This is a genomic window from Sphingomonas sp. SORGH_AS_0950 (assembly GCF_030818415.1).
Taxonomy (GTDB): domain Bacteria; phylum Pseudomonadota; class Alphaproteobacteria; order Sphingomonadales; family Sphingomonadaceae; genus Sphingomonas.
Map to the genome: position 1 here is coordinate 3261836 of NZ_JAUTAE010000001.1, position 16220 is coordinate 3278055.

22 protein-coding genes are annotated in these 16220 nt (G+C 67.9%); 8 read left to right on the plus strand and 14 right to left on the minus strand.

Annotated elements, in window-relative coordinates; all coding sequences use genetic code 11:
• Positions 1 to 80: 80 nt before the first annotated feature.
• Together QE385_RS14670 and QE385_RS14675 are read right to left on the minus strand one after the other, a co-directional pair.
• Complete coding sequence (locus tag QE385_RS14670; protein WP_307103039.1) at positions 81 to 461, minus strand: hypothetical protein; 381 nt, start codon at positions 459 to 461, stop codon at positions 81 to 83.
• Positions 458 to 1135: an EI24 domain-containing protein gene (locus QE385_RS14675; RefSeq protein ID WP_307103041.1), complete on the minus strand. Its 678-nt coding sequence runs from the start codon at positions 1133 to 1135 to the stop codon at positions 458 to 460. Before QE385_RS14675 ends, QE385_RS14670 begins: the two co-directional genes overlap by 4 nt.
• Positions 1136 to 1262: 127 nt before the next feature.
• Here QE385_RS14675 and QE385_RS14680 point away from each other — a divergent pair, with 127 nt between their 5' ends.
• On the plus strand, positions 1263 to 2255 hold the full coding sequence (locus tag QE385_RS14680; RefSeq protein WP_307103043.1) for an adenosine kinase: 993 nt from the start codon (positions 1263 to 1265) through the stop codon (positions 2253 to 2255).
• Positions 2256 to 2361: 106 nt separating this feature from the next.
• On the opposite strand, the gene QE385_RS14685 is transcribed toward QE385_RS14680, so the two are convergent.
• The 8 genes from QE385_RS14685 to hisB form a co-directional block, all read right to left on the minus strand.
• Positions 2362 to 3900 carry an amino acid permease gene (locus QE385_RS14685; protein ID WP_307103046.1) on the minus strand — a complete coding sequence of 513 codons (1539 nt, stop codon included), beginning with the start codon at positions 3898 to 3900 and terminating at the stop codon, positions 2362 to 2364.
• 189 nt (positions 3901 to 4089) lie between these two features.
• Complete coding sequence (locus QE385_RS14690; protein WP_307103048.1) at positions 4090 to 4467, minus strand: histidine triad nucleotide-binding protein; 378 nt, start codon at positions 4465 to 4467, stop codon at positions 4090 to 4092.
• 17 nt (positions 4468 to 4484) lie between these two features.
• On the minus strand, positions 4485 to 4799 hold the full coding sequence (locus QE385_RS14695; RefSeq protein WP_307104744.1) for a phosphoribosyl-ATP diphosphatase: 315 nt from the start codon (positions 4797 to 4799) through the stop codon (positions 4485 to 4487).
• A 32-nt stretch (positions 4800 to 4831) separates the two neighbouring features.
• Complete coding sequence (locus tag QE385_RS14700) at positions 4832 to 4987, minus strand: hypothetical protein (RefSeq protein ID WP_307103050.1); 156 nt, start codon at positions 4985 to 4987, stop codon at positions 4832 to 4834.
• An 816-nt stretch (positions 4988 to 5803) separates the two neighbouring features.
• The gene (gene hisF, locus QE385_RS14705; RefSeq protein ID WP_307103052.1) at positions 5804 to 6565 is read right to left on the minus strand and encodes an imidazole glycerol phosphate synthase subunit HisF; all 762 of its coding nucleotides are present in this window, start codon (positions 6563 to 6565) and stop codon (positions 5804 to 5806) included.
• A complete protein-coding gene (gene hisA, locus QE385_RS14710) occupies positions 6562 to 7296 on the minus strand; it encodes a 1-(5-phosphoribosyl)-5-[(5-phosphoribosylamino)methylideneamino]imidazole-4-carboxamide isomerase (RefSeq protein ID WP_307103054.1) in 735 nt (244 codons plus the stop codon). Before hisA ends, hisF begins: the two co-directional genes overlap by 4 nt.
• The gene (gene hisH, locus QE385_RS14715; RefSeq protein WP_307103056.1) at positions 7293 to 7898 is read right to left on the minus strand and encodes an imidazole glycerol phosphate synthase subunit HisH; all 606 of its coding nucleotides are present in this window, start codon (positions 7896 to 7898) and stop codon (positions 7293 to 7295) included. Before hisH ends, hisA begins: the two co-directional genes overlap by 4 nt.
• Complete coding sequence (hisB, locus tag QE385_RS14720) at positions 7895 to 8482, minus strand: imidazoleglycerol-phosphate dehydratase HisB (RefSeq protein ID WP_307103058.1); 588 nt, start codon at positions 8480 to 8482, stop codon at positions 7895 to 7897. Before hisB ends, hisH begins: the two co-directional genes overlap by 4 nt.
• A gap of 72 nt (positions 8483 to 8554) precedes the next feature.
• On the opposite strand from hisB, the gene QE385_RS14725 reads away from it, so the two are divergent.
• Entirely contained in the window at positions 8555 to 9040 is a 486-nt protein-coding gene (locus QE385_RS14725; RefSeq protein ID WP_261269238.1) for an SspB family protein, read from the plus strand.
• A gap of 190 nt (positions 9041 to 9230) precedes the next feature.
• Positions 9231 to 10634 carry a class II fumarate hydratase gene (gene fumC / locus QE385_RS14730; RefSeq protein ID WP_307103062.1) on the plus strand — a complete coding sequence of 468 codons (1404 nt, stop codon included), beginning with the start codon at positions 9231 to 9233 and terminating at the stop codon, positions 10632 to 10634.
• A gap of 114 nt (positions 10635 to 10748) precedes the next feature.
• On the opposite strand, the gene QE385_RS14735 is transcribed toward fumC, so the two are convergent.
• Entirely contained in the window at positions 10749 to 11375 is a 627-nt protein-coding gene (locus QE385_RS14735) for a trimeric intracellular cation channel family protein (RefSeq protein ID WP_307103064.1), read from the minus strand.
• Positions 11376 to 11509: 134 nt separating this feature from the next.
• On the opposite strand from QE385_RS14735, the gene QE385_RS14740 reads away from it, so the two are divergent.
• Together QE385_RS14740 and QE385_RS14745 are read left to right on the plus strand one after the other, a co-directional pair.
• The gene (locus tag QE385_RS14740) at positions 11510 to 11818 is read left to right on the plus strand and encodes a glycine zipper 2TM domain-containing protein (RefSeq protein ID WP_058715332.1); all 309 of its coding nucleotides are present in this window, start codon (positions 11510 to 11512) and stop codon (positions 11816 to 11818) included.
• A gap of 169 nt (positions 11819 to 11987) precedes the next feature.
• The gene (locus QE385_RS14745) at positions 11988 to 12551 is read left to right on the plus strand and encodes a glycine zipper 2TM domain-containing protein (protein ID WP_307103067.1); all 564 of its coding nucleotides are present in this window, start codon (positions 11988 to 11990) and stop codon (positions 12549 to 12551) included.
• Between the two features lie 58 nt (positions 12552 to 12609).
• Here QE385_RS14745 and QE385_RS14750 read toward each other — a convergent pair whose 3' ends face one another.
• The gene (locus QE385_RS14750) at positions 12610 to 12855 is read right to left on the minus strand and encodes a hypothetical protein (RefSeq protein WP_307103069.1); all 246 of its coding nucleotides are present in this window, start codon (positions 12853 to 12855) and stop codon (positions 12610 to 12612) included.
• Positions 12856 to 12951: 96 nt separating this feature from the next.
• On the opposite strand from QE385_RS14750, the gene QE385_RS14755 reads away from it, so the two are divergent.
• The 3 genes from QE385_RS14755 to QE385_RS14765 are packed head-to-tail and all read left to right on the plus strand — an operon-like array spanning position 12952 to position 15204.
• Positions 12952 to 13689 carry a hypothetical protein gene (locus tag QE385_RS14755; RefSeq protein WP_307103071.1) on the plus strand — a complete coding sequence of 246 codons (738 nt, stop codon included), beginning with the start codon at positions 12952 to 12954 and terminating at the stop codon, positions 13687 to 13689.
• A 49-nt stretch (positions 13690 to 13738) separates the two neighbouring features.
• Positions 13739 to 14113, plus strand: coding sequence for a fluoride efflux transporter CrcB (gene crcB, locus QE385_RS14760; protein WP_307103073.1), 375 nt, complete (start codon positions 13739 to 13741; stop codon positions 14111 to 14113).
• Positions 14110 to 15204, plus strand: coding sequence for an RluA family pseudouridine synthase (locus QE385_RS14765; protein ID WP_307103075.1), 1095 nt, complete (start codon positions 14110 to 14112; stop codon positions 15202 to 15204). The genes crcB and QE385_RS14765 overlap by 4 nt, the downstream gene beginning before the upstream one ends.
• 6 nt (positions 15205 to 15210) lie before the next feature.
• Here the strand turns inward: QE385_RS14765 and QE385_RS14770 are convergent, their stop codons facing one another.
• Positions 15211 to 15783 (minus strand): hypothetical protein, encoded by a 573-nt coding sequence (locus QE385_RS14770; protein WP_307103077.1) that lies wholly within the window; start codon positions 15781 to 15783, stop codon positions 15211 to 15213.
• Positions 15780 to 16124 carry a PadR family transcriptional regulator gene (locus tag QE385_RS14775; RefSeq protein WP_307103079.1) on the minus strand — a complete coding sequence of 115 codons (345 nt, stop codon included), beginning with the start codon at positions 16122 to 16124 and terminating at the stop codon, positions 15780 to 15782. Before QE385_RS14775 ends, QE385_RS14770 begins: the two co-directional genes overlap by 4 nt.
• Between the last annotated feature and the right edge of the window lie 96 nt (positions 16125 to 16220).

Genomic DNA, 16220 nt, shown 5'->3' on the forward strand with positions numbered 1-16220 from the left:
TCCCGGTCATGAGCAGGTCACGGCCATCGCCGGACCTGCGGCGCATTTCATCCACACCGGGAGCCGGTGCCGCCCGCCGGTCAGCGTCCGCCGTCACGCCTGGTCAGCGCCGCGACACAACTGGCGCGGTCGATCGCGCTGCCATCGGGTTCGCGCGCGTCGATATAGGTGACGCGCGGCTCGGCCCCGTCCTTGGGGTAGAGATAGGCGTCGAGGACGCAGAAGCGGCCCTGATATTGCAACTTGCGCGCGGTCCCCTCGCGCACATCGGCATCGGCCGCGCCGAACAGCTTGGTCAGTCCGGCGGCGTCCTGCCCCAGCACCCGCTCCAGCCCGACGCTGGTATAGGGCACCGGCACCGGGGCCATGCCGCCGGTGCGGACCGGCGCGGCGGTCTGCGGTACGGTACAGCCCGCCAGCGCGATCGGGGGCAGCAGCATCAGCGCGAAGGGGCGGTTCATGCCTTACGTCTCATGTGAAAGAAATGGGTCGCCATGCTCGCCCCCAGGACGGGGGCCAGCAGGTTCACCCCCGGAACCACGAACAGGGCGGCGGCGGCAAGCCCCAACAGGAAGCGCGCGGGTCCGGTCGCCTTGCGCCAGCGACGCATGGCGGCCCGGTCCATGTGCCGCGCCGCCACCATGTCGCCCAGATCGCGCGCGAGCAGCCAGCCATTGACGACCAGAAAGGCCGCGGCCGTACCCACCCCGGTTGCCAGCAGGACGATATAGAGCGGCAGGAGGACCAGGTTGATCGCGATCACGCGCCCCGCCGACCCCAGGCCCATGGCGACCCCGCGCGCGAAGGGCACCGGCCGCGCCCTTGCCAGCCGGTCGGGATAATGACGCGCCTCGACCGCAGCGACGATGTCGTCGGCGAACAGGCCGACCACCGCGACCGCCACCGCCCGAAAGGCGAGCCAGAAGGCCAGCAGCTCGACCACCACGATCAGCGCGGCCGACCATCCGCCCGCCTGCGCGCCCAGCCACCCGCTCAGTACCGCGCGCACGCCCCACCACAGCGCGATCCCGGCACCCGCGAACAGGGCAAGCGTGACCGCCAGCGAGCGAAACAGCACCCGGCGGATCGCAGGATCGCCAAGCTGGGCCAGCGACAGGAAAAAGGCGCGGATCATGGCGTCGGGAATGGCGCGGGGCCCAGGCTTGAGTCAATGCGCGGCGGCGGCGTCCGCGCCTCCCTTGCGCGGGGGTAGCGTGCTGACTAGGGCGGCGGCATCACAGCTTTTTCCCGGAGTCCCTTTCTTGACCAACCCCACTTACGACGTGGTGGCGATCGGCAATGCCATCGTCGACATCCTCAGCCCGGCCGAAGATGACTTCATCGCCGAAAACGGCATGACCAAGGGCGCGATGCAGCTGGTCTTCTCGCCCGAGGAGGCCGATGCGCTTTATGCCAAGATGGGGCCGGGGCGCGAGATTTCGGGCGGCTCGGCGGCCAATACGCTGGCGGGGATCGCGGCGCTGGGCGGCAAGACCGCGTTCATCGGCCAGGTCGCCGACGACCAGCTGGGCGAGGTCTTCGCGCATGACATCCGGGCGGCGGGCGTCCGCTACGACACGCCGGTCCGCGCCGGACAGCCGACGACGGGCCGCTGCATGATCTTCGTCAGCCCCGACGGGCAGCGGACGATGAACACCTTCCTGGGCGCGTCGCATTACCTGCCTGCTCAGGCGCTCGACCGCGCGCTGATCGCCGATGCCGCCTATCTCTATATCGAGGGCTATCTCTGGGATCCCGAGGAACCGCGCGCCGCGATGCGCGCCGCGATCCAGGTCGCGCGCGAGGCGGGTCGCAAGATCGCCTTCACCGCCTCGGCCGAGTTCGTCATCGACCGCCACCGCGCCGATTTCCATGCGCTGATCGATGCCGGGCTGATCGACGTGATCTTCGCCAACGAGACCGAGATCGTCGCACTGACCGAGACGGCGGATGTCGAGGCGGCGATCGCCTTCCTGAAGGACAAGGTCGAGACGCTGGTCGTCACGCTCGCCGAAAAGGGCGCGCTGGCGGTGCGCGGCGACGAGCGCGTGACCGTGCCCGCCCAGCCGGTGGACAAGGTGGTCGACACGACGGGCGCGGGCGACCTGTTCGCGGCGGGCTTCCTCCATGGCCAGACGCATGGCCGCGACCTTCAGGCCTCGCTGACCCTGGGCGCCGCTTGTGCGGCCGAGATCATCAGCCATTTCGGCGCGCGCCCGCAGGTCGACCTGAAGGCCCTGGCCGCCAGCCTGTAATCCGCCATCCGCCCCCCGGGCCTTGGCCTGGGGGGAACGGCAGGGCCCCAAACAGAAAGGGCCGGAGGATCGCTCCTCCGGCCCTTTTCCATGGTCGTGAAACCGATCAGCGATCGAGCGGCCGGGCGACCTCCGGCTGCATTGCGGGATCCTCGACCACGTCGATGATGCCGCGCCCGACATGGCTGCGCTTGCGGCTGTAGAGGAAGTAGATCAGCAGGCCGACCGCACCCCAGCCCGGCAGGACCAGGATCGCGATCAGCGGCAGCGAGAAGTACAGATAGGCGCACCCGATCATCGCGGCGGGGGCGACGATCCACACCGCCGGGGTGCGGAAGGGGCGCTTGCGGCCCGGATCGGTCCGACGCAGCACCATCACCGACAGCGCCACCATGAAGAAGGCGAACAGCGTGCCCGAGTTGGAATAGTCGGCCAGCTTGCCGACCGGCAGGAAGGCCGAGGCGATGGTCGCGGCGATGCCGGTGACGATCGTCACGACGTGCGGGGTGCGATAGCGCGGATGCACCGAGGCGAGCTTTTCGGGCAGCAGGCCGTCGCGCGCCATGGTGAAGAACACGCGGGTCTGGCCGAACATCATCATCAGCACGACCGAGGGCAGCGCCAGCGTGGCGGCCAGGCCGATCAGGTTGCCGATCTTTTCCCAGCCGATGGTGCGCAGCACATGCGCCAGCGCCTCGCGCGAGCAGGACAGCGGCTCGGCCGCGCCGCCCGCGACGATCGCCTTGCAGCGATCGGCCAGTTCCGAGGTGCCCGGCGACAGCAGGACGCCCGCGGCGTCCCGCACCGGCTGCGCGCCCAGCGGCGATCCGATCGCGCCCGCCGATACCAGCAGGTAGAAGATAGTGCAGAACAGCAGCGAGGCGATCAGCCCGATCGGCACGTTGCGCTGCGGGTTCTTGGTTTCCTCGGCGGCGGTCGACACCGCGTCGAAGCCGACATAGGCGAAGAAGATCGACGCCGCCGCCCCCGCGACGCCGGTCAGGCCGGTCGGCATGAAGGGTTCGAAATGCGCGCCGTTCATGACCGGCACCGACAGCGCGATGAACAGTGTCAGCGCGGCGACCTTGATCGCGACCAGGATCGCGTTGACGCGCGCGCTCTCGGTCGTGCCGACGACGAGCAGCCAGGTGACCAGCAGCGAGATGATGACGGCGGGCAGGTTGATGTAACCGCCCGAGGAGGGGCCGTTGACCCATTCCATCGGTATGTCGATGCCCAGCAGGTTGCGGATCTGCCCCACCACATAACCCGACCAGCCGACCGCGACGGCGGACGCGCCGACCGCATATTCCAGGATCAGCGCCCAGCCGACCATCCAGGCGAGCAATTCGCCCATGACCGCATAGGTATAGGTATAGGCCGACCCCGCGACCGGCACCATCGAGGCCAGCTCGGAATAGCACAGCGCCGCCACCGCGCAGACGAAACCCGCCAGCACGAAGGACAGCATCATGCCCGGCCCCGCCTTTTGCGCGGCTTCGGAGGTGAGGACGAAGATGCCCGTGCCGATGACGGCGCCGATGCCCAGCATGGTCAGCTGGAACGCGCCTAGCGATCGTTGCAGCCCCTTCTTCTCAGCGGTCGCCAGAATGGCGTCCAGAGGCTTAACGCGCCCGAAAATCATGAATGTCCAATCCCCCCAAGGGAAGGGCCGCCCCGACAGGGGGCGCACCCGGCGTTCGGTGAATGATCCGGGAAGTTAGCTGCAATTTTATTACGCGCAATCCCTAAGACGCAGCCGATGCGGCCAGGGGAGGAGAAAGGCGTGCGTTTAAAGCCCCTGCCCCGGCAGGAGGAGGGGCAAGTGGCTCGATCAGCGCGCCAGCATCGGGCCGAGCGGCTTGCCCGCCAGGATATGGACGTGGAGATGCGGCACCTCCTGCCCGGCGTCCGGGCCGATATTCGCCAGCAGGCGGTAACCCGGCGCCACCGCGCCCGCCTCGCGCGCGACACGGCCGACCGCGCGAACGAAGCCCGCAATCTCCGCCTCGCTGGCGCGCGCCGAGAAATCGTCCCACGACACATAGGGGCCGCGCGGGATCACCAGGATATGCGTCGGGGCGTGCGGCGCGATGTCGTGGAATGCGACCGCCCATTCATCCTCATAGATGCGCTTCGAGGGGATTTCGTCGCGCAGGATCTTCGCGAAGATATTCTGGTCGTCATAGGGAAGCGTGGCGTCGATCGGCATCGATGGTCTCCGTGGGATCAGCGCGCGCGCGCGGCCTTTTCGTCGTGACCCGATATGCCCTCGCGCCGCGCGAGTTCGGCGCGGACATCGTCCAGCGACAGCCCCGCATCGGTCAGCAGCACGATCAGGTGGAAGAGCAGGTCGGCGGCCTCGGACACGATCTTGTCGGGCTGCGCCATGGCGGCGATGACGGTTTCCACCGCTTCCTCGCCCAGTTTCTGCGCGATCTTGGGCCGCCCCTTGGCGAACAGGCTGGCGGCGTAGGAGGTGGCGGCGTCGCCCTCGTCCCGGCGCGCGCGGATCGTGGCTTCGAGGCGGTCGAGCATGTCCATGGCGGCGTGGGTGGCGCAGGCGGCGGGCGGCGTCAATCCTTGCGATTCCGGCGACGGAGCGCACGCCGCAAAAACCAGATCGCGCCGATCGCGAAGACGAACAGCGCGATGTCCGACAGCTCGGGATGGCTGCGCAGGCGGACGACACCGCTATGGCCATTGGCCGGGGTCATGATGGCGAGTGGCATGGGGGATGTTTAGCAGCCTGTTCGGCGGCGGTCATCGGGGGAGATTTCCACGCGAAGCCGCGAAGCCGCGAAATTTTTTTGGTTCGCGCGGAGGCGCGGAGGCGCGGAGGGTTTCGATTTGGGGCGGGCGCTGGCCCGTGCCCCCGATGTGGAAAGGTCTCCCGCCCGAAAGCGATGGCTCCGCAACCCCACCTCCGTTCAGCCTGAGCGAAGTCGAAGGCCACGGGAGTCCGGCGTGCCAAAGGGCAAAGCGGGGCCGCCGCGTGACCAATCTCTCCGCGCCTCCGCGCGAACCAAAAAACCTTCGCGGCTTCGCGGCTTCGCGGCTTCGCGTGAACCTAATGAACCCAGACCTGCGAACCTGCTGCCGCAAGCGATTGGTCCGCATCCTCCGACGGTTCGGAATGGCTGTGCAGGTCGACGACGCCGTTAGGGTCGTTGGCCGGGATCGGGATGGCGAGTGGCCCGGGGGCGCAGCTCTGTTCGGCGGCGGTCATCGGAGAGAGATTTTCACGCGAAGACGCGAAGCCGCGAAGGTTTTTTGGTTCGCGCAGAGGCGCGGAGGCGCGGAGGGTTTCGATCTGGGGCGGGCGCCGGCCCGCGCACCGGATGCGGGACGGTCTCCCGATCGAAAGTGATAGCGCCACAACCCCACCTCCGTTCAGCCTGAGCGAAGTCGAAGGCCACGGGAATCCGACGCGGTAAAGGGCAGGGCGTGCGCTTCGACTTCGCTCAGCACGAACGGGGGACGGGATCGGTCGAAGGGGCGCCAAGCCGACCGCCCGGAAACCAAACCCTCCGCGTCGTCGCCCGAACTCAATGCGCCCGAACCGGCACTCCCGCCGCCGCGAGCGCGCGGTGGGCGTCCGCGATCGACGCATCGCCGAAGTGGAAGATCGACGCCGCCAGCACTGCCGAGGCATGGCCGTCGCGCACGCCCGCGACCAGATCGTCCAGCCCGCCGACGCCGCCCGACGCCACGACCGGCACGCTGGTCCGGTCGGCGATGGTGCGGATCAGGTCGAGGTCATAGCCACCCCGCGTCCCGTCCCGGTCCATCGAGGTGACTAGCAACTCGCCCGCGCCCAGTTCTGCCAGGCGCAGCGCGTGCTCCACCGCATCGATGCCGGTCGCGCGCCGCCCGCCATGGGTGAACACCTCCCAGCCATCGGCCGTCCGCCGCGCATCGATGCTGGCCACGCAGCACTGGCTGCCGAATCGCTCGGCAATGTCCGAGACGACTTCCGGGCGGCTGACCGCGGCGGAGTTGACCGCCACCTTGTCTGCGCCTGCCAGCAGCAGCGCGCGCGCATCCTCCGCCGTGCGGACCCCGCCGCCGACGGTCAGCGGCATGAAGCACACCGCCGCCGTCCGCCGCACCACGTCCAATATGGTGCCGCGCGCCTCATGGCTGGCGGTGATGTCGAGGAAGCACAGCTCGTCCGCGCCCGCTGCGTCATAGGCGCGCGCCTGCTCGACGGGATCGCCCGCATCGATCAGGTCGACGAAGTTGACGCCCTTGACCACGCGCCCATTGGCGACGTCGAGGCAGGGGATGACGCGCGCACGGACGGTCATGCGGCCGCCGCCACCGACAGCGCCGCCGCCAGATCGAGCCGCCCGTCATAGAGCGCGCGGCCGGTGATGACGCCTTCGACTCCGTCCTGATGATGAAGCGCCAGCATATGAATGTCGCCGATCCCCGCCACGCCGCCGCTGGCGATCACCGGGATGCGCACCGCGCGGGCCAGGTCGACGGTCGCGGGCACGTTGCAGCCCTTGAGCAGACCGTCGCGGCCCACGTCCGTAAACAGCAGCGACGCGACGCCCGCATCCTCGAACCGCCGCGCCAGATCCTCGACCGACACGTCCGACACGTCCGCCCAGCCGCGCGTGGCGACCATGCCGTCCTTGGCATCGACCGCGACGACGATGCCGCCCGGATAGGCCTTGGCCATGTCGCGCACGAAGTCGGGATTCTCCAGCGCCGCGGTGCCGATCACCACGCGCGAGACGCCCAGGTCGAACCAGCGTTCGACATTCTGAGGGTTACGGATGCCACCGCCCAGCTGGACATGGCCGGGAAAGGCTTTGACGATGGCCTGCACCGCCTCGCCATTGACCGACTCGCCCGCAAAGGCGCCGTCGAGGTCGACGACGTGCAAATGCTGCGCGCCCGCCTCGGCGAACAGCATCGCCTGATGGGTGGGATCGTCGCCATAGACGGTCGCGCGGTCCATATCGCCCTCGGCCAGACGCACCACTTGGCCGCCCTTCAGGTCGATGGCGGGGAAGACGATCAGGCTCACGGATGCCACTCCAGGAAACGGGTGAGGAAGGAGAGGCCATAACGCTGGCTCTTCTCGGGGTGGAATTGCGCGCCGACCACCGTGTCGCGACCGATCGCGGCGGTGACGGGGCCGTCATGGTCGGTGGTCGCCAGCACATGCTCGCCGGTAAAGGCAAAGCTGTGGAGGAAATAGGCCTCGCCCGGCATGATCAGCGGGTGGTCGCGCGTCGGGCGGACATCGTTCCAGCCCATATGCGGGACCTTGGCCGCCGGGTCGGAGGGGGTGAGTCGCGCGACCCGGCCGGGAATCCAGCCCAGTCCGCGATGCTCGCCCATCTCCTCGCCGGTGTCGGCGAGCAGCTGCATGCCCACGCAAATGCCCAGGAACGGGCGGGCACGGGTGAGGGCCGCCTCGCGCAGCGCCTCTTCCAGCCCGTCGACCGCGCGGAGATTGGCCGCGCACGCTCCGAACGCGCCAACGCCCGGCAACACGATCCGGTCGGCGTGCGCGATCACATCCGGGTCGGCGGTGATGACGACATCGCTCGCCCCCGCCGCGCGCAGGGCATTGTCGACCGAGTGGAGATTGCCCGACTCGATGTCGATCAGCGCCAGCGTCACAACATGCCCTTGGTCGAGGGGATGGCGTCGGCCTTGCGCGGGTCGATCTCGACCGCCATCCGCAGGGCGCGCGCCAGGCCCTTGAAGACGCTCTCGGCGATGTGATGGTTGTTGTGGCCGTGCAGCAGCTCGACGTGCAGCGTAATGCCCGCCTCCTGCGCGAAGCTGTGGAACCAGTGCTCGATCATCTCGGTCTGGAGCGTGCCCAGCATCGGGTTGGTGAACGGCACCTTCCACACCAGCCAGGGCCGCCCCGAAATGTCGAGCGCGGTGCGGGTCAGCACCTCGTCCATCGGCGACAGCGCCTCGCCATAGCGAGTGATGCCGCGCTTGTCGCCCAGCGCCTTGGCGAAGGCCTGTCCGATCGCCAGCGCGCTGTCCTCGGTCGTGTGATGCCCGTCGATATGCAGGTCGCCCTCGACCTTGACCGACAGGTCGATCAGCGAATGCCGCGACAGCTGGTCGAGCATATGGTCGAGAAAGCCGATGCCGGTGGCGTTCTGATAGACGCCGGTGCCGTCGAGATTGACGGTGACGTCGATGACGGTTTCCGCGGTGGCGCGGTGGACGGAGGCGGTGCGCATGGCCCCTCCCTTAAACACCTATCCGTCCCATGCAATCTTGACCCGCGATCAAAGGCCGCTAGTCCAAGGGACATGACCGAAGGATTGCCCGACAGCCTCATCCCCTATGACGACATCGTGCAGGAGGCCCTGCGCGCCGTGGTGGGGCGTGTACTCGGCCCGGTGGCGGAGACGGGGCATCTGCCCGGGACCCACCATTTCTACATCACCTTCAAGACCCAGGCGCCCGGCGTCGACATCCCGCAGCGGCTGGTCGAGCGATTCCCGGACGAAATGACCATCGTCCTCCAGAATCGCTTCTGGGACCTGACGGTGGACGAGAATCGCTTTTCGGTGGGGCTCAGCTTCAACCAGGTGCCGTCGAAGCTGGTGATTCCCTATTCGGCGATCACCCGCTTCCATGACCCGGAAGTGCAGTTCGAGCTGGGCTTCCATGTCGCCGACGATCCCCAGGGCGATCCCGATCCGCATGATTCGGCCGAGAATGACGAGCCGGTCGCCAAGCCGGTCGAAGACGGCAGCAACGTCGTCGCGGTGGATTTCAAGCGGAAGAAGTAAAGCGGAAGCGGAGAAGGACGAGACCCTTCTCCCTCTCCCCCTCGGGGAGAGGGCCGGGGTGAGGGGCTGGGGCCGGGCCTGCACTCCGCCGTCTCGCCAAGCCCCAACCCCTCACCCAACCCTCTCCCCGGAGAGGAGAGGGCTTGATATTCACCGGGAACCCATTCCCCATCCGGTGAGTCCCTAGCCCATGACCCAGACCCCCACCGCTACCCGCACCGAAACCGATTCGATCGGCCCGATCGAAGTCCCCGCCCACGCCTATTGGGGCGCGCAGACCGAGCGGAGCCTCGAAAACTTCCCCTTTGGCGCGCGCGAGCAGATGCCGATCGGCATCGTCCATGCGCTGGCTATCGTCAAAAAGGCCGCCGCGCGAATCAATCGCGGGCACGGGCTGGCGGCGGAAAAGGCCGATGCGATCGAGGCGGCGGCGCAGGAGGTGATCGACGGGCGGCATGACGACCAGTTCCCGCTGGTCATCTGGCAGACCGGCTCGGGCACCCAGTCCAACATGAACGCCAATGAGGTGATTGCGGGCCGCGCCAATGAAATCCTGACCGGCACGCGCGGCGGCAAGAGCCCCGTCCACCCCAATGACGATGTGAATCGCGGCCAGTCGTCCAACGACACCTTCCCGACCGCGCTGCACGTCGCCGCCGCGCTGGCCGTGACGCGGCAGCTTTATCCCGCGCTCGACCGGCTGCACGCCGCGTTCGATGCCAAGGCGAAGGAATGGGATTCGATCGTCAAGATCGGCCGCACCCATTTGCAGGACGCGACCCCGCTGACGCTGGGCCAGGAATTTTCGGGTTATGTCCAGCAACTCGCCAATGCCCGCGCCCGGATCGAGGGGACGCTCCACCGCAACATCCTGCCGCTGGCGCAGGGCGGTACGGCGGTCGGCACCGGGCTGAACGCCCCCCATGGCTTTGCCGAGGCGATAGCGGCGGAAATCGCGGAGGCGACCGGGCTCGACTTCGTCACCGCGCCCAACAAGTTCGAGGCGCTGGCGAGCAATGACGGGCTGGTCGATCTGCACGGCACCTTGAATGTCCTCGCCGTGGCGTTGACCAAGATCGCCAACGACATCCGCCTGCTGGGCTCGGGCCCGCGCTCGGGGCTGGGCGAGCTGGAGCTTCCGGCCAACGAACCGGGCAGCTCGATCATGCCGGGCAAGGTCAATCCGACCCAGAACGAGATGCTGACCATGGTCGCCGCGCAGGTGATCGGCAACAATGCCGCCGTCACGGTCGGCGGGCTGCAGGGTCATCTGGAGCTCAATGTGTTCAAGCCGTTGATCGGTGCGAATGTGCTGCGTTCGATCCATTTGCTGTCGGTCGGCATGGAGAGTTTCGCCGAGCGCACGGTCGATGGCATGACGGTCAATCGCGAACGGATCACCGAATTGCTCGACCGCTCGCTGATGCTGGTGACCGCGCTCGCGCCAGAGATCGGCTATGACAATGCCGCCAAGATCGCCAAGCATGCGCATCACAAGGGACAGACGCTGAAGGAAGCCGGGCTGGAACTGGGACTGGTCGACGAAGCGACGTTCGACCGGGTGGTGCGGCCGGAGTTGATGTTGGGGCGGTGAGGGATTCCCTTGGGCTTCGACTTCGCTCAGCCCGAACGGGGGTTCGGGGATGCTTCCTCGCTCCGTTCAGCCTGAGCGAAGTCGAAGGCCACGCCCCGGCGCTACCGCTCGATCCTACCCCTTCGCCGGATAGGCAGGCAAGGCGAGCCGATACCGGATCGCCGCCCCGCGCAGGGCGAATCCCGCCAGCGCGGCGATCGGTCCCGCCCCCGGCACGCCGAGCGCGCTGAGCAGCACATAGCTGGTCGAGGCCAGCGCGGCGGCGGTGACGTAGAGTTCGGGCCGCATCAGGATCGACGGCTCCCCCGCGATCACGTCGCGGATGATGCCGCCGACACAGGCCGACACCACGCCCAGCATCGCGGCCGGGATCGGCGAGATGCCATAGCCGCTCGCCTTGGCCGCGCCATAGACGGCATAGGCCGCCAGCCCCACCGCGTCGAACCAGTCGAGCGCGCTGCCCCGCCACCAGCGCGCGGGCGTCGCCCAGACCGCGACGGCGGCGACCAGGCAGACGAGCGGCACGCGCGGATCATGCACCCAGAAGACCGGCGCATTGAGCAGCAGGTCGCGTAGCGTGCCTCCGCCGACCCCGGTGATCAGCGCGAAGAAGACCAGCGTCACCATCGTCTGGCGATGCCGGGCCGCAGCCAGCGCGCCCGACACGGCAAAGACGGCCAGACCCGCCAGGTCGAGCCAGGGCATGACGGCGGGCAGCATGGCGGTCGGTTCGGGCAGCATCGCGCGACCCTAGAGCGACGGACCGGGGTCGGAAAGGGCGCGGCGAAGATGAATGCGGCGTTATCTCATGTTCATGCAACGGACAGTAGAATGCGGACGTTACGGCATCAGATCAAATTGGAAGGATATATCTCATGCGCAAATTGATGCTTGCTCTGGGCTGCACCGCCATGGTCGTCCCCTCGCTGGTCCTGCCGGCCACCGCCGCCGATGCGCAGCGCCGCTACAAGTATCGCGAATGGCGTGACGATCGCGGCCGCGTCCGCTGCCGCAAGCCGGACGGCACCACCGGCCTGGTCGTCGGCGGCGTCGCGGGTGCGCTGCTGGGCCGCACGATCGACACGCGCGGCGACCGTACGCTGGGTACGTTGGGCGGTGCCGCCGTGGGCGCGCTGGCCGGTCGCGAGATCGAGCGCGGCACGAGCAATCGCCGCTGCCGCTGATCCGACGGCGCACCGGGCTCTCAAAGGGGCGTCACCTGCGGGTGGCGCCCTTTTTCGTGGCCGGGCGGGGAGGGCGCCTGTCCCTCTGGTGAACGGCAAGTAGTTTCCGGTTCACGCAACAGTTTGAAAGATGACGGGTTTTATCCGCATCATCATCGGGAGTTGAGTTATGCGTATCGCTCTGTTGTCGGTTGCCATGGCCGCCACCGCATTTGCCGCCCTGCCTGCCGAAGCGCAGCGCAATGGTTGGGAAGCGCGGCAGGAATATCGCGAAGACATTCGCGACGCGCGCCGGGACTATAATCGCGACGTCCGCAACGCCAATTCGCGCCGGGATATTCGGGATGCCCGCCGCGAATATCGCGAAGATGTGCGCGATGCGCGCAAGGATTATCGCCGCGACATGCGCAACGTCCGCTGGCGCAACTACGACTATAACCGGTTCGAGCCGGGCCAACGCGGCTATTATCCCGAGCGCTATTATCGCGACGGCCGCTTCTATCAGCCGCGTACGCTCGGTCGCAACGACCGCATCTATCGCGGCATGAACGGGCGTTATTATTGCCGCCGCAACGATGGTACCACGGGTCTGGTGATCGGCGGCCTGGCGGGCGGCGCGCTGGGCAATGTGATCGCGGGCGGCGGTTCGCGGCTGTTGGGCACGGTGATCGGTGCGGGCGGCGGCGCGCTGCTGGGGCGGCAGATCGACCGCGGTCAGGTCCGCTGCCGCTGATCGGGCGGCCCGGACGTCAGGACGGCCCGGCGGGGACACCCGCCGGGCCGTTTTGCCTTCAGATCAGGCCGCCGCCCAGCATCAGGCGCAGACCGAAGATCAGGATCAGGATCAGGTTGAGGTTCCGCCCGCTGCTGCGCGACGACAGCGCGCCGATCGCCGCGCCGACGATCGCGATAGGAATGACGAACCAATAGCCCCAGGCGAAGAAGGGCAGGAACGGCACGATCCCGAGCAGAAGTGCGACGAGGCCGATGACGATCGAGAACAGGTTCAGCATGGAATCAAGATGGAGACCGGCCATGCGATTCACAAGTCGCAGCGAAGCTCATCCCGTCACGGGACGGCGGCGGCGGGCGCGTTAACGACCGGCTGGCATCGTCATGCTAGGGACGGAGCCATGATTGCCGTGTCGCCGCGAATCCTGATCCCGCTGGTTTGTCTCCTACTTGCCGGCTGTGGTGGCGGCGCGTCCGACGACGATGCGCAGCTGAACGCGCTCGACAACGAACTGGCCGCGATGAACGACGGCAGCCCGGCGCGCGATCCGCAGCTTCGCGAGGCGCTGGCGGGGCAGATCATGGTCGATCCCGGCCTGACCCAGAGCGCCAACGCCAATGCGGTCCGCCCGCCGAATCGCCCCGTCACCGACCAGCTTCCCGCGATGCCGCCGCCCGCCGATCCGGTCGATGCGCGGACCCTGAAGGCCGCGCCCGCGCCGACGCCCGACTGCCCCGAATGCCGTGCCTCGACCAAGGCCTACACGCTGGCCGCGCTGGCGGGCCAACAGGCGCGCAATGCCGGATGCCTGTCGGGCCTGCGTTATGCGGCGGGCTGGGCCGGGCGATTGCCGGGGGCCTTCGCACCCTATCCGGGCAGCCGGCTGGCGGAGGCGGCGGGCAACGACGCCCCTGGCTGCGGCTTGCGTATCGTCAGCTTCCGCGCCGGGGGCGGGGTGGGCAAGGTCGTCGACTATTATTACACCCGCGCCGTCCAGGCGGGCTATACTGCCGAGCACAAGATGGACGGGACACAGCATGTCCTGGGCGGCACGCGCGGCGAGGCAGCCTATATCCTCTATGCGACCCCCCGTGCGGAGGGCGGCAGCGATGTCGATCTGGTGGTCAAGGGCGGCTGATCGCTTGTCCTTTGCGCATCGCGCGGGGTTGCGCTAGGGAAAGCGGATTATGTCACCGCTTCTTCTCGTGATGCTGGGCGGCGCGCTGGGCTCGGGGGGACGGTATTTGACGGGGCGGGTGCTGACCGATGCACTCGGCCCCGGTTTTCCGTTCGGCACGCTGGCGGTCAACTGGATCGGATGTCTCGCCATGGGCGTGCTGGCCGGGGTGCTGGCGCGCATGGGGGGCAGCGAAGGCTGGCGGCTGTTTCTGGGCGTCGGGGTGCTGGGGGGCTATACGACCTTCTCGGCCTTTTCGCTGGATACCATCACGCTGATCGAGCGGGGGCAGGGGGCGATGGCGCTGGGTTATGTCGCGCTGTCATTATTGGGTTCGCTGGCCGCGCTGTGGGCGGGGCTATGGATGACGAGGATTTTCGCATGACGGACTTTGTCCGCCAATTCACGGTCGGCTATGACGATGACGGCATCCGGCTGGATCGCTGGTTCAAGCGGCATCTGCCCGACACCAGCTTCACCACCGTCGCCAAATGGGCCCGCACCGGCCAGCTGCGCGTCGACGGCGCGCGCGCCACGCCCGGCGACCGGATCGTCGCGGGTCAGGTCCTGCGTGTCCCGCCCGCCGAGCCTGCCCCCGCCGAAAGCAGCAAGCCGACGATGCGGCCGCGCAACGTGCTGTCCGAGGACGAGGAGTCGTTCGCGCGCGAGATGGTGATCCACAAGGATCGCGACGCGCTGGTCCTGAACAAGCCGCCGGGTCTGGCGACGCAAGGGGGGACCAAGACGACCACCCATGTCGACGGCCTGCTCGACGCGCTGCAATTCGAGGCGGAGGGGCGGCCCAAGCTGGTCCACCGGCTCGACAAGGATACCTCGGGCGCGCTGCTCGTCGCGCGCAATGCCCGCGCGGCGGCGTTCTTCGCCAAGGCGTTTTCGGGGCGGACCGCCAAGAAGATCTACTGGGCGCTGGTCGTCGGCGTCCCCTCGATCGAGGACGGCACGATCGAACTGCCCATCGCCAAGCAGCCGGGCACCGGCGGCGAGAAGATGCATGTCGACGAGGAGAATGGCCAGGCGGCGCGCTCGCGCTACCGGGTGATCGAGCGGGCGGGCAATCGCTGCTGCTGGGTCGAGTTGCAACCGTTCACCGGCCGCACCCACCAGCTGCGCGTGCACATGGCGGCGATCGGGCATCCGATCGTCGGCGACGGCAAATATGGCGGCGCGGCGGCGTTCCTGACCGGCGGGATCAGCCGCAAGATGCACCTGCACGCCCGGCGCATCCGGGTCGACCATCCCGATGGCGGCCGCATCGACCAGACCGCCGAACTGCCCAGCCACTTCGCCGAATCGATGAACCAGCTGGGCTTCGACGAGATTCGCGGCGACGTCCTGCCCCAGGACGAGGATCGCGGCCCCCCGCCCAAGGACGTGCTGAAGCAGCGCGCCAAGGCGCACGCCAAGCAATATCGCAAGGAACGCCGCGGCGAACGGCGCGGGCGGGGTTCGCGCTGATTAGGATCAGAAGGCGGGGGCGCGGCGGAGCAGATGCCGCCCCGTCCCCCGCAATATGAGGGTGGCCAGCGCATAACAGGCCAGTGCGCCCGCAATTCCGATCGGCAGCACCCAGAATCCGATCATTTCCGGTGTGGCGGGCGTATCCGCCAGGATGCCGAATGCCGGTCCCTGAGGCAGCGACCATAGGCCGACATGGCTGGGGAAGAGCGGCTTGACGATTGCGACCGCCGCGAAGCTCAGCGCAATCAGATAGAGCAGCATGGCCACCAGCATGGCGCCAAACGCTGCCGCGCTCCGCCCCGACCGGACCAGCATCGCCGCGATCAGCGGAGCCGGGCGATCTTCGCCCAAGGCCCCCGCCAGCCGATATTCCTGGACGAAGCGCGCCGCGAGCGCATGCGGTGTACCAAGCGCGGCGATGCTGGCGTCGAGGCGCTCCGGGCTGGCGGCCAGGCTTTCGGCCAGGTGGCTTTCGATCTCGCGCACGATTCCTTCGCGATCCTCGCAAGGGATCGCCTGGAGCGACCAGCGCAGGCGGCGCACATAGTCGGCGATGATACGGGCAGGCTCGGTCATGGCTGATCCTCCACGAGAGTCGTGATGGTGGTGCGAAAATCAATCCAGGCTGCGCGCATCGCTTCGGCCAGCGCGGCGCCTTCGTCGGTCAGGCGATAATATTTGCGCGGATTGCCGCCCTCGGCGGGCAAATCCCAGCGGCCGATGATTCGCCCGGCCTTCTCCAGCCGATTGAGCAGGGGGTAGAGACTGCCTTCGCTGACCAACTCACCGGCCGACCGGATACGCGCGAGAATCTCCAAGCCATAAGCCTCGCCCCGCGACAGGACGGTCAGCAGAACCAGTTCCGCCGCTCCCTTGCGCAATTGCGACTGCCAGCTTGCCATGTCCATGAGGCGCATGATGTTGCAATATGCCTTGCTATGCAAGGTACATTGTGACGATATGGCAAGAGCCCCGCCGACCCAGGGTCGACGGGGCTCTTCCTGGTCATAGCG

Excerpts from the sequence above, each read along its gene's own strand:
- QE385_RS14685 (WP_307103046.1), bottom strand. The coding sequence starts at position 3,900 with ATGATTTTCGGGCGCGTTAAGCCTCTGGACGCCATTCTGGCGACCGCT.
- QE385_RS14750 (WP_307103069.1), bottom strand. The coding sequence starts at position 12,855 with ATGGCCGGTCTCCATCTTGATTCCATGCTGAACCTGTTCTCGATCGTC.
- QE385_RS14670 (WP_307103039.1), bottom strand. The coding sequence starts at position 461 with ATGAACCGCCCCTTCGCGCTGATGCTGCTGCCCCCGATCGCGCTGGCG.
- QE385_RS14765 (WP_307103075.1), top strand. The coding sequence starts at position 14,110 with ATGACGGACTTTGTCCGCCAATTCACGGTCGGCTATGACGATGACGGC.
- crcB (WP_307103073.1), top strand. The coding sequence starts at position 13,739 with ATGTCACCGCTTCTTCTCGTGATGCTGGGCGGCGCGCTGGGCTCGGGG.
- QE385_RS14775 (WP_307103079.1), bottom strand. The coding sequence starts at position 16,124 with ATGCGCCTCATGGACATGGCAAGCTGGCAGTCGCAATTGCGCAAGGGA.
- QE385_RS14675 (WP_307103041.1), bottom strand. The coding sequence starts at position 1,135 with ATGATCCGCGCCTTTTTCCTGTCGCTGGCCCAGCTTGGCGATCCTGCG.
- hisF (WP_307103052.1), bottom strand. The coding sequence starts at position 6,565 with ATGACCGTCCGTGCGCGCGTCATCCCCTGCCTCGACGTCGCCAATGGG.
- QE385_RS14740 (WP_058715332.1), top strand. The coding sequence starts at position 11,510 with ATGCGCAAATTGATGCTTGCTCTGGGCTGCACCGCCATGGTCGTCCCC.
- QE385_RS14735 (WP_307103064.1), bottom strand. The coding sequence starts at position 11,375 with ATGCTGCCCGAACCGACCGCCATGCTGCCCGCCGTCATGCCCTGGCTC.
- QE385_RS14725 (WP_261269238.1), top strand. The coding sequence starts at position 8,555 with ATGACCGAAGGATTGCCCGACAGCCTCATCCCCTATGACGACATCGTG.
- QE385_RS14700 (WP_307103050.1), bottom strand. The coding sequence starts at position 4,987 with ATGCCACTCGCCATCATGACCCCGGCCAATGGCCATAGCGGTGTCGTC.
- fumC (WP_307103062.1), top strand. The coding sequence starts at position 9,231 with ATGACCCAGACCCCCACCGCTACCCGCACCGAAACCGATTCGATCGGC.
- QE385_RS14770 (WP_307103077.1), bottom strand. The coding sequence starts at position 15,783 with ATGACCGAGCCTGCCCGTATCATCGCCGACTATGTGCGCCGCCTGCGC.
- QE385_RS14695 (WP_307104744.1), bottom strand. The coding sequence starts at position 4,799 with ATGGACATGCTCGACCGCCTCGAAGCCACGATCCGCGCGCGCCGGGAC.
- QE385_RS14690 (WP_307103048.1), bottom strand. The coding sequence starts at position 4,467 with ATGCCGATCGACGCCACGCTTCCCTATGACGACCAGAATATCTTCGCG.
- hisB (WP_307103058.1), bottom strand. The coding sequence starts at position 8,482 with ATGCGCACCGCCTCCGTCCACCGCGCCACCGCGGAAACCGTCATCGAC.
- QE385_RS14755 (WP_307103071.1), top strand. The coding sequence starts at position 12,952 with ATGATTGCCGTGTCGCCGCGAATCCTGATCCCGCTGGTTTGTCTCCTA.
- QE385_RS14745 (WP_307103067.1), top strand. The coding sequence starts at position 11,988 with ATGCGTATCGCTCTGTTGTCGGTTGCCATGGCCGCCACCGCATTTGCC.